Genomic DNA, 10,056 nt, shown 5'->3' with positions numbered 1-10,056 from the left:
GTCCTATTTCGCTAGAAGGCCCCCTTTTTTTGCACCTGCACTATGTTGGTGCGCCTGAACGATAGATGCATCTAACGAAAGTTCTTCCAATGCGGCTTCAAGGCTTAGAACGCGAAAAATATTATCCAGTACGCCAGCATCAATCCACTTACGAAAACGGCTGTATACACTTTCCCATGGCCCATAACGCTCAGGAAGATCACGCCATGGGGCTCCGCTTCGCGCCAGCCAAATCATTGCATTAAGCATGGTACGGTTTTCTTTTGAGGGACGACCTGGTTTTCCTGTGTTTTCAGGAGGAAGTAAAGTTACTATATGATTCCATTCATCATCTGTTAATTCATATCGTCTCAACATATAAAACACCCCTTTTTCTTTATTTTACCATAAAACGGGGATGCAAAACATTTGTTTTGTGCAACTTTTAATTTTCAAACACGCTCTAGAGCGTGTTATAAAATTCATTCCTGCCATCTGCACGCCCCACTTTGCGGCATATTTGCCCCGAATTCAGGTTGCGTAGCCCGCTACGCGCCCTTCATCCGGGACAAATCTACCACAAACTGTGACGCACATCTGTCAGAAAGCAATTTTCAAACACGCTCTAGTAGAGGAAGTGATATAGAAACGTCACCACTTCCGGAAATACACGGGGCAGGGTACAGAATTCGATACTTTTGTAAGGATTTCAATCCTGCCTCTGTGTGATTAGACCAGAAGGTATCAAGCCTAAATTTGGCACTTACATATTAGAAAGCGTGGTACGGTACCTGAAAAAAAAGTCTAAAATGATATAAAAAATAAATTGAAAAAAATGTAAAAGTTTATAAATTAATACTTGATTTTATAGCGATCCAATGCTATAATGATAAAGCTGAATAGCGAAGCGTGGCTCAGTTTGGTAGAGCGCTGCGTTCGGGACGCAGAGGTCGTGGGTTCGAATCCCGTCGCTTCGATTCCTTGGCAGGGGCGCCGGAAACCTTATGTTATATAGGGTTTCCGGTCTTTTTTTTGTTTGAAAATAAGGATGTAAAAAGTATCGGTCATTCCATTATTTCTTTATTTAGATTTTGTTGGAATTGCAATCTGGATAATTTTGTTTGTCATTAACATGTGTTATACAATTCGTATTGAAAAGCAGAAGGCAACCCATGACATTCAAACTTATAAAAAAATTGCAGCTTTTGCAGAAGGCAGAAGACTGGATGAAATTGAAAAAAATCGGGAGTCAGGTAAAAGACCTTACCAAACTATTTTCAATGTAATCGGTTCGGGCTTTATTACAGCAGTTGTTGTAATTGCTATGTATTTTTTATTCAGTTAAATTAGAAATTCGAACTGTAGAGGAAAAGATCGTAAAAAATTACACGTTTTCAGAAGATTTTTCTATTCTTTTTTGATCCAAAGAGTATTATACTAAAGCTATCAAAATAAAGAGGCAGACAAACAAAAATTTTAGAAATAAGGATTAGAAAGGAGGAATTTCTATGAAACGGTTCACCTGTACATTCTCCTCCGTGGAGGACATACTTGCTTTTGTAGACCGCGCTGAGAAATGCGATTATAATATTGATGTAAAATACGATCATGTACTGGTTGATGGCAAGTCAATTATGGGTCTGGTAAGTCTGGGAATTGAAAAGACGGTGGAAATAATCTGTTACAGTGATCTGGCAGTAGCGGAAACATTGGTTCCGGGTGCTATAGCAGCATAGTAAAAAATTAGGTGAAATATTATAATGGCAGTTGTAAGCTGAAATGCTTGCAACTGCCATTTTTGACGGAAAATATTGCAAAGTAACGTAAATTATGATATTCTCTTAAAAGTATTACCATTATTTGATCTACTTTATAACAGGGAATGAGTTGTGGATGATATTTGCTTTTATGAATTGGAGAACATAAGTATGACGAAGAAACAAGCATTTCGTACAGCAGTGTTTTTTGTGCTTCTGGTCGGAATATTATGGGGATTGAACAGTCTTTTTGTACACCCGGCTGCTGATGGGACTACCGCACGTTACCGTGCATTTTATAAGGAAGAAAAAGAAAATACATGGGATGCGGTTTACATAGGCAACAGTGTTGTTGAACGAGCATGGGTGGCACCTCTTGCCTGGCATGAACATGGGATTGCGGTTTATTCCATGTCGACTGATCTTCAGCCTATGAATTTGACTGTTAATGTTTTAAAAGAAGTAAAAAAGAAGCAGAATGTAAAACTTGCGATCATAGATCTTAGAGGAATTAGAGAGAGTAAATTAATTGAGCGGGACTATAAAGTGAGGCGTCTGACAGATAGTATGCAGTTTTCCGAAAATAGATTTGATGCCATCAATAATGCATTTGAATTTGCAGAGAATTACCGAAAGGATGAAACGGATTTAGATGATAAAATATCCCATTATATTCCGTTTTTGAAATATCATTCCAGGTGGGAAGAATTGAGTGAAACAGACTTTGTAAAGCCGGTTACCAAGATGAAAGGTGTATATGAACAGACCGCTTTTAAGATCAGGGATAAAGAAGGACCGACTATTACGAATAGTATAGGGGAACTGAGTGAGACACAGTTAAAGATTCTGACTGACATTATGAATTATGCCAAAGAAAATGATATTCAGCTTTTATTTACAGCTGTTCCCACACGTATTGGGAGTGGAGACCAGGAACACATTAACCGGGCATTTCAGATTGCAGAAGAGAATGGTTTTCCAGGCATCAATTTCAATACGGAAGAGATGTACCGGGAGTTGGGTATTGATTTTACCTCAGATTTTTGTGATACAAATCATCTGAATTCCAAAGGAGCCAGAAAACTGACTGCTTACCTGGGGAAGTATCTTGCAGAAAATTATGATTTTAAGGATAAACGTGGTGACGAAGAATACAAGAGCTGGGATGATGCCTGGGAAGAATATACCCTGTTCTATGACGAAGGCTGGAAGAAGGCAGACGAAAAGAGAGCTAAAAAACTAAATAAAACAAAGTAAAACAGGTCGGATTTCTATGAAGAAATCCGACCTGTTTTTATCGTCTCAAGACTTTCTGACTCTGCCAGAGGAACATCAGATACAAAATACCGGCAACCAACTGAATAATTGCAATTATAAATGTTACAATAGATGCTAAAATATTAATAATTGGAATATACATCAGCAGCTCGCAGATCAGCATAACGACCATACATAATCCATATAATTTCCAGATCAGCCCTGCACGGCTTACCAGTGTCTGGTCTACGCCCCACAAAATACCGGCGGTGGCTTTACAGATATAAAATACGGATAGGAATGATAAGATGGTGTTCGCCATGCTCAACATGCCTGAAATAATGCCATGATTGAAAAACATACCAATAATATTAACAGCAAGATTTATAATTGTGATAAAAAAGGCTGTCTTATAGTCCTCGCTGACCCCGGACAGGATATAAATTGCGTACAGGCAGATGATAAAGCTTGCCAGTACCGCTACGATTCCCAAAATCGGGATAAAGCCCAGTAATCCCAATATCTGACCTATAAATAAATAGTATATGCCGTTTCCGGCTTTTCCTCCTATGCTTCCCATAAGAAAACCCCCTTTATATGAAATGATAATCCTAGAGCGTGTTTGAAAATTCATTTCTGCCATCTGCACGCCCCACTTTGCGGCATATTTGCCCCGAATTCAGGTTACGTAGCCCGCTACGCACCCTTCATCCGGGACGAATCTCCCACAAAGTGTGACGCACAGCTGCCAGAAAGCAATTATAAGATATACTCTAGTGTAGCATAGGATAAAAAATAAGTCCATCCTAAAATGCCAGGTTTAAGAATCTTGTTCTTTCCGGCTTTTATGGATAGGGCTGCCATAATTATCAGTTTGTTTTTTCGACTTTTTTCATATATACTGGAACTGACAGTTAAAAAATACGAAAAATAGAAGAAATGCATCATACATGATACAAAAATGATGCAACTTTGGCGCAAAATAGAAAAAGAACAATGAAGCAATTACAAACGGGGGAGAAAAAATGATAAAAATACTGGTTGTTGAAGATGAAGAGCCGATTTCTAATTTAATCCGCATGAATCTTGTGAAAGCAGGATATCAGTGTGAGTGCTCATTTGATGGTTTAGATGCTGCGGATAAGATGGCAGAAGGAAATTATGATCTGGTACTTCTGGATATCATGCTGCCAAAGATTAATGGATATGAATTACTGGAGTATGCCAAGACCCTGAATCTTCCCGTTATTTTTATAACGGCTATGGGATCTCTGGATAATAAAGTGAAGGGGCTTCGCCAGGGAGCAGATGACTATATCACCAAGCCATTTGAAATTATAGAGCTGCTTGCCAGGGTGGAAAGTGCCCTGAGACGATATAATAAAGCGGAAAAGGTAATCCGTATTCTAGACATTGAGATAGATGTTTCTTCCAGGATTGTCAGACAAAAAGGTGAGCAAGTGCTGCTGACTTTGAAAGAATTTGAATTGCTGCTTCTATTTGTACGCAATAAGAATATAGCCCTTTACCGGGAGACGATCTATGAAAATGTATGGGGAAGCAGTTATCTGGGAGACAGCAGGACTGTGGATTTGCATGTACAAAGGCTGCGAAAGAAGCTGAACTGGGAGACCTATATAGTTGCCGTATATAAAGTGGGATACAGACTGGAGGTTTAAATGAAATTTCGCTGGAAGATTTTCTTTATTTTTACGGCATTGATTGCAGTCGTATTCAGCATTTTTGGCATTTGGATAGTGACCGCCACATTTCAGTCATCCCTGGACCGGGAGATTGAACGTGGGAATTCCGAAAATAAAATGTTCCAGTTTGCATTTGAAATGTCCGTAAATTCATTAGGAGAAGAATATCTGGTTATAGATGATAAAGTGATTAAGGATATCGCCAATTCACTGAAGAAAAGTGTAGGAGGAAGCAACAGCTATATCAGAGTTTATGACAAGCAGAGAAAAGTGCTGTTCAGTGACGCAAACATAAAGACAGATACTGACTTTATCTCAAGACTTCAGGATAATAATTACGGATATGAAATAGTAAATGAAAATGACGGCTATTATCTGATCGTTATGTGTAAAAGCGAAAGTAAGGAGAGCATATTTTATCTGGAGAATATCATGGATATTTCCTACATATATTCAGAGCGTGAACAGCTGTTTCAACGTTACCAGATTGGGATTGTCGTGCTTTTAGTGGGGACCGGTTTTGTAACCCTGATGCTTTCCAATTATCTGACCCGGTCAGTAGTTACCCTTTCGAAGGTAACCAGGAAGTTTTCCAGGGGAGATTATCAGATCAGGGCAAAACGCGTGAGCGAGGATGAGATCGGAGAGCTGTCCCAGGACTTTAATGATATGGCGGAAAATCTGTGTCAGAAAATGGGAGAGCTGGCGCAGGCAGCCAGGCGGCAGGAAGATTTTACGGCCTCCTTTGCCCATGAACTGAAGACGCCGCTTACATCCATCATAGGATATGCAGATATGCTGCGGACAATGGATCTGGATAAAGAAGAAATAATGGAAGCATCCAACTACATCTATTCCCAGGGAAAGCGTCTGGAAAGCCTTTCCCTAAAGCTGCTGGAATTAATTGTAACGAAGAAGCATGAATATGAACTGACGCCGATTCAGGCAGAGGCGTTTATGAAAAATGTGGTACAGACAGTAAGTGCATCTCTGGAAGTGAAACAGATTACGCTGCATATGAAGGCGGAAGAAGGAGTTATTATTGGAGAAAAAGATCTATTGGTTTCCCTGCTGGTGAACCTGATCGATAATGCCAGAAAGGCGTCTTACGAACAGGGTGACATCTGGATTACGGGAAAGAGAAACCAGGATGATTATGAAATTATGGTAAAGGACAATGGCTGTGGTATACCAGAGGAAGAGCTCAGTAAAATCACAGAGGCATTTTATATGGTGGACAAGTCCAGAGCCAGAAAAGAAGGAGGGGCGGGTCTTGGAATGACACTTTGCAGTAAAATTGTGGAGATCCATGATGCCAAATGGCGTATCCGAAGTAAAGAAGGAGAGGGAACGACGATCTGGATTTCCTTCCCGGAAGGGGGAGCGGGCAGATGAATTGGAAAAAAATAGGAATGTATACCCTGAGTTCAGTCTTTGTAGGTGGATTAATTGCAATGGCTGTCTTTTTTCCCCAGTATTACAGCAAGATACATGACAATAAATATCTGAATAATGTTACCATTGTGGATAGAGAGAAGGTTTCCCTGTCTTACGATTATAATACATCCTTAGAGAGTAAACTGGAGGTTTTGATGCAGCCGGTCAGAGAAAACACAAAATTCAGGCCGGTCCGTCAGACGAAAGATAATGTGGTCAGTGACAAAAAATTAATTGAGGGTCTGGCAAAAGAGGTAATTGGGCTGCAGAAAGCAGGTGTTTTCTGGATGGTGGAGCAGTACCCCTATGTGGATTACTTTGTGGATGCTTCCCTTTACAGTGTGAAAAACGAATCCTCTACACTGAATCCAAATGACAATGTGCTGTTCTGGTATATGAGGTTTAGTGACTTTACGACTTTTGACTTTGAATTTTGTGTAGATGCATATGATTACAAGATTTATAGTGCAGGTATTTCATGTGACATCCTTCATAAAGAGTATGATATTCTTCAGTCGCAGATGGCAATGAATGAAATATGGATAAAAAATAGCCAAAATGATGTAAGTGTTACGGAAAGTGCAACGGAAGATATTGCATCAAGCGTGGAGGCGGAAACGGAAGATCCTTCAATGAAGGAAAGCAGTGAAGAGTTTTATTATTATGTGAATTCTCAGAATTCAATACTGATGGAAGGCTTCCAGCAGTATTATGGTGCAGATTTTTCTGAAATTATAGGTTTTGATTATTTATATTCTATCATTAAATACCAGTTTAAGAATACTTCAGCCAATGTCAGAAAGAGCTGGTATGGGAAAAATGTTGGAGCAAATTATATGCCGGCATTTGCTGTTGGCATTGAAACAATGGCGGACTGGGTGGAGAATGCAGATAAAAATGAGTAAATGATACAACTATGATACAAATTTCACACGATTTTGATGCAGTTGGGTTCTATCCTATGTATAACGATACGGAATATAAGGGGATATCTGTTATAAGGAGGGACAATTGTGAACAAAAGACGAAAAAAGAGAATACGAAGGTTAAGGGCTCATTGCCTGCGTTTTTTGGTGGGAGGGGTTTTATGCTTTAGTATGGTAGGCATATTTATGCTGGCGGCAAATGCATTTAAGCCAATGGAAAATAAACCGGCAGCAAAAGTTGTCCATAATGATAAAATCAATACCGGCGGAAACGAATTAACAGTTAACCGGCAGAATACAACGGATTCGGAATCGAATCTGTTAATTCTGGTTAACAAGGACCATCCGCTGCCGGATGATTACCAGGTGGAGTTAAAGACCCTGCAAAATGGACTGACCAGCGTGGCTGCTTCCATTTATGAGCAATTGAAGGAAATGCTTACAGATGGAAGTGAAGAAGGGTTGGAATTCTGTGTGGCTTCCGGCTACCGCAGTGTAGAAAGTCAGCAGAAAATTCTGGATCATGATATCAGTGCTCTGATGCAGCAGGGGCTGACATACGAAGAGGCATATGAGGAAAAAACAAGAGTTGTCATGCCGCCGGGTTATAGTGAACATGAATCCGGACTGGCAGTAGATATTGCAGCTTTAAGCAACCAGAAACTGGATGACACGCAGGAGGAAACACCGGAAAATAAATGGCTGCAGGAAAATTGTGCCAGGTATGGATTTATTCTCAGATATCCCAAGGGGAAAGAAGATATCACAGATATAGATTATGAATCCTGGCATTTCAGGTACGTGGGAGTCGAAGCAGCACAATATATTATGGATCACAATTTGACATTAGAAGAATATCTTGAGAAGAAGTAGGGGGGATACCTATGAAGGTAAGAAAGAGACTTATTATTTTAGGTACAGGCAGTGAAAAGAGGTTAAAACCGAGATTATTTTTTATGGCAGGTAAAATGGGGCTGTCAGGATGGATTATCAACATGAGTACCGGAGTTTTAGAAGCGGAATTTCAAGGGGACGAAAGAAGAATACAAAAGTACATAGACCGGATTACAGCCGAATATAATCTAAACATGGATAATATCCGCTGCGAACTGGTGGAAATGGATGAGGCGGATGATGGAAGTCTGAGAATCGGATAAGCATATGAGCGCCGTACGTGATGCATCCGTCCGGTTCTTCTTGCAGACAACGATTTTAAACACGTTCAGGGAATATGGAGGTTAGATATGATCAGAGAATTTGTAGAAAACGATTTGGAACGGGTAATGCAGATCTGGCTGGATACCAATCTGACGGCACATAAATTTATTTCCAGGGATTATTGGGAAGATCATTTTGATATGGTTCTGGAGAGCCTGCCCGGAGCGGAGATTTACGTATACGAAATAAATGGGAACGTCCTTGGATTTATCGGGATTGTGAACGGATATATTGCAGGATTATTTGTAGATGCAAGGGTGCAGTCAAAGGGAATCGGACATAGCCTTCTTACGGTAGCGAAAAACAAATATCCGGTACTGACCCTGCATGTTTATCGCAAAAACGAACGGGCTATTGAATTCTATAAAGACGAGGGATTTGTCGTAGAAGAGAAAAAGCAGGATCCTGTAGTGGGAGAAGATGAGTACAAAATGCTGTACCGGTCCTGCAGTATGGCTGTGGGCGGATGAAGTAAGATGAATCCGGTTGACTTTGAGGATCCATCATAATACAATACAGGAAAAGCCACTGGCTGTTGTAAAGGAAGAGAATTCATGAAACGGCAGAATGACTGGTATACCGGTATTAATTATTATGATAATTATAAGGAAAAAGAGATTCAGATTGAGAAGAAAAAAATCGCAGTGCCATTGGAGCAGCATATGCATGAGCAGGTTGAGATCATATATGTGCTGTCCGGGGATGGGATCATCCGGGTAAATGGATGTGATTATCCGGCGAAAGAAGGATCTTTCTTTTGTCTCTATTCCCATCATTTCTATGAGATACATACGATTAAAAGAGAAATAGAAGCGGTAGTTGTCAAATTTTATATTGGATTATTTATGTATATGTGCTGGGAAAAACATCCCAGGAATGCCAATGCCAAGCTGGTTTATGATACCTGCCCGATGGCAGAATTACAGGGCGGGCAGAAATCCAGGGTAGAGGCACTGGTGCTTGACCTGCTGCAGGAAAAGAAGGAGCAACGATTTGGCAGTAAGAATATGATACTGTATAAAACATTGGAGCTTCATAATTATTTTTGCCGCTATGCCTATGAAAATATTGGAAAAAATAAAAAGGAAAACCATGAAGTCTGGAATGTAATACAAAAAGTGTCTCTGGCAGGCGGAGAACATCTGAGTTTAAATGATATGGCACAGGAAATGTACTGTTCCCCCAAAGTGCTGAATCAGAGAATCAAAAATGCATGTGGTTATACTTATTTTCAGCTACAGCAATATGGAAGGATTATCAACGCCTGCGCATTGCTGCATTTTACGGAACTGACAATGGAATACGTAAGCGGATTACTGGGATTTCCATCGGTACCCGCATTTTACAGGGTATTTGAACAACATTGTAATATGACACCACGGGAATATCAGAGAGAATTCATCGGAAATGGAAAAATGGAAATGGAAGGTGATGGTATCGGCATGCAGTTCCTGCAGTATCTTCATCTTAATTTCATGAAGGAAATAAATATCGAGAAGATGAGTGAGGAATTTTACCTGAAACCGTATACGGTGAAACAGATATTTAAAAATGTATTTGGAACGGATTTCCGGAGTCTGTTAAATGAAATCAGGGTTTGCTATGCAGCGGCATTTCTGAGGAGCACAAAGTTAAGTGTATTGGAAATTTCCGTGCGCTGTGGATTTGAATCCCTGTCTACGTTTCAAAGAACATTTCAGGAGTGGATGAATCAGTCTGCTTCCCAATTCCGCAAGTTATTCCAAGGGGAATAAATGAGAAGAAAACTAATGTTTTTGA

Annotated in this window: 15 protein-coding genes and 1 tRNA gene; 11 read left to right on the top strand and 5 right to left on the bottom strand. The window is 40.0% G+C overall.

What is annotated here, in order from left to right:
* Nucleotides 1-3 precede the first annotated feature (3 nt).
* The 3 genes from QR40_RS27190 to QR40_RS34000 are packed head-to-tail and all read right to left on the bottom strand — an operon-like array spanning nt 4 to nt 576.
* Nucleotides 4-357 carry an IS5 family transposase gene (locus tag QR40_RS27190; RefSeq protein WP_027292274.1) on the bottom strand — a complete coding sequence of 118 codons (354 nt, stop codon included), beginning with the start codon at nt 355-357 and terminating at the stop codon, nt 4-6.
* 24 nt (nt 358-381) lie between these two features.
* On the bottom strand, nt 382-474 hold the full coding sequence (locus QR40_RS34005) for a hypothetical protein (protein WP_465231376.1): 93 nt from the start codon (nt 472-474) through the stop codon (nt 382-384).
* A gap of 36 nt (nt 475-510) precedes the next feature.
* Nucleotides 511-576 carry a DUF6783 domain-containing protein gene (locus QR40_RS34000; protein WP_394910230.1) on the bottom strand — a complete coding sequence of 22 codons (66 nt, stop codon included), beginning with the start codon at nt 574-576 and terminating at the stop codon, nt 511-513.
* 306 nt (nt 577-882) lie between these two features.
* Between QR40_RS34000 and QR40_RS27185 the strand changes: the two genes are divergently transcribed.
* The 4 genes from QR40_RS27185 (at nt 883) to QR40_RS27170 (ending at nt 2,993) form a co-directional block, all read left to right on the top strand.
* A tRNA-Pro gene (locus tag QR40_RS27185) sits at nt 883-956 on the top strand.
* Nucleotides 957-1,111: 155 nt separating this feature from the next.
* Nucleotides 1,112-1,324 (top strand): hypothetical protein, encoded by a 213-nt coding sequence (locus tag QR40_RS27180; protein WP_052431083.1) that lies wholly within the window; start codon nt 1,112-1,114, stop codon nt 1,322-1,324.
* A 163-nt stretch (nt 1,325-1,487) separates the two neighbouring features.
* Nucleotides 1,488-1,715 (top strand): HPr family phosphocarrier protein, encoded by a 228-nt coding sequence (locus QR40_RS27175; RefSeq protein ID WP_027295757.1) that lies wholly within the window; start codon nt 1,488-1,490, stop codon nt 1,713-1,715.
* Between the two features lie 192 nt (nt 1,716-1,907).
* A complete protein-coding gene (locus tag QR40_RS27170; RefSeq protein WP_044297646.1) occupies nt 1,908-2,993 on the top strand; it encodes a hypothetical protein in 1,086 nt (361 codons plus the stop codon).
* 37 nt (nt 2,994-3,030) lie between these two features.
* Here the strand turns inward: QR40_RS27170 and QR40_RS31980 are convergent, their stop codons facing one another.
* Together QR40_RS31980 and QR40_RS33995 are read right to left on the bottom strand one after the other, a co-directional pair.
* Complete coding sequence (locus tag QR40_RS31980; protein ID WP_027295759.1) at nt 3,031-3,573, bottom strand: hypothetical protein; 543 nt, start codon at nt 3,571-3,573, stop codon at nt 3,031-3,033.
* A gap of 99 nt (nt 3,574-3,672) precedes the next feature.
* Nucleotides 3,673-3,798, bottom strand: a complete 126-nt coding sequence (locus tag QR40_RS33995) for a DUF6783 domain-containing protein (RefSeq protein WP_416389807.1) — start codon at nt 3,796-3,798, stop codon at nt 3,673-3,675.
* Between the two features lie 220 nt (nt 3,799-4,018).
* On the opposite strand from QR40_RS33995, the gene QR40_RS27160 reads away from it, so the two are divergent.
* The 7 genes from QR40_RS27160 (at nt 4,019) to QR40_RS27130 (ending at nt 10,031) form a co-directional block, all read left to right on the top strand.
* Nucleotides 4,019-4,672: a response regulator transcription factor gene (locus QR40_RS27160; RefSeq protein WP_027295760.1), complete on the top strand. Its 654-nt coding sequence runs from the start codon at nt 4,019-4,021 to the stop codon at nt 4,670-4,672.
* On the top strand, nt 4,673-6,091 hold the full coding sequence (locus tag QR40_RS27155; protein ID WP_052431082.1) for a sensor histidine kinase: 1,419 nt from the start codon (nt 4,673-4,675) through the stop codon (nt 6,089-6,091). It abuts the gene before it with no gap.
* Nucleotides 6,088-7,038 (top strand): hypothetical protein, encoded by a 951-nt coding sequence (locus QR40_RS27150; RefSeq protein ID WP_027295762.1) that lies wholly within the window; start codon nt 6,088-6,090, stop codon nt 7,036-7,038. The genes QR40_RS27155 and QR40_RS27150 overlap by 4 nt, the downstream gene beginning before the upstream one ends.
* Nucleotides 7,039-7,146: 108 nt before the next feature.
* Nucleotides 7,147-7,932 carry a M15 family metallopeptidase gene (locus QR40_RS27145; protein ID WP_152614302.1) on the top strand — a complete coding sequence of 262 codons (786 nt, stop codon included), beginning with the start codon at nt 7,147-7,149 and terminating at the stop codon, nt 7,930-7,932.
* An 11-nt stretch (nt 7,933-7,943) separates the two neighbouring features.
* Complete coding sequence (locus QR40_RS27140; protein ID WP_027295764.1) at nt 7,944-8,216, top strand: acylphosphatase; 273 nt, start codon at nt 7,944-7,946, stop codon at nt 8,214-8,216.
* Between the two features lie 87 nt (nt 8,217-8,303).
* Complete coding sequence (locus QR40_RS27135; RefSeq protein ID WP_027295765.1) at nt 8,304-8,747, top strand: GNAT family N-acetyltransferase; 444 nt, start codon at nt 8,304-8,306, stop codon at nt 8,745-8,747.
* Nucleotides 8,748-8,831: 84 nt separating this feature from the next.
* On the top strand, nt 8,832-10,031 hold the full coding sequence (locus QR40_RS27130; RefSeq protein ID WP_027295766.1) for an AraC family transcriptional regulator: 1,200 nt from the start codon (nt 8,832-8,834) through the stop codon (nt 10,029-10,031).
* Nucleotides 10,032-10,056: the final 25 nt, after the last annotated feature.

The sequence above is a fragment of the Robinsoniella peoriensis genome, from assembly GCF_000797495.1.
Lineage (GTDB): Bacteria > Bacillota > Clostridia > Lachnospirales > Lachnospiraceae > Robinsoniella > Robinsoniella peoriensis.
This window is presented reverse-complemented; position numbering and strand designations above follow the sequence as displayed.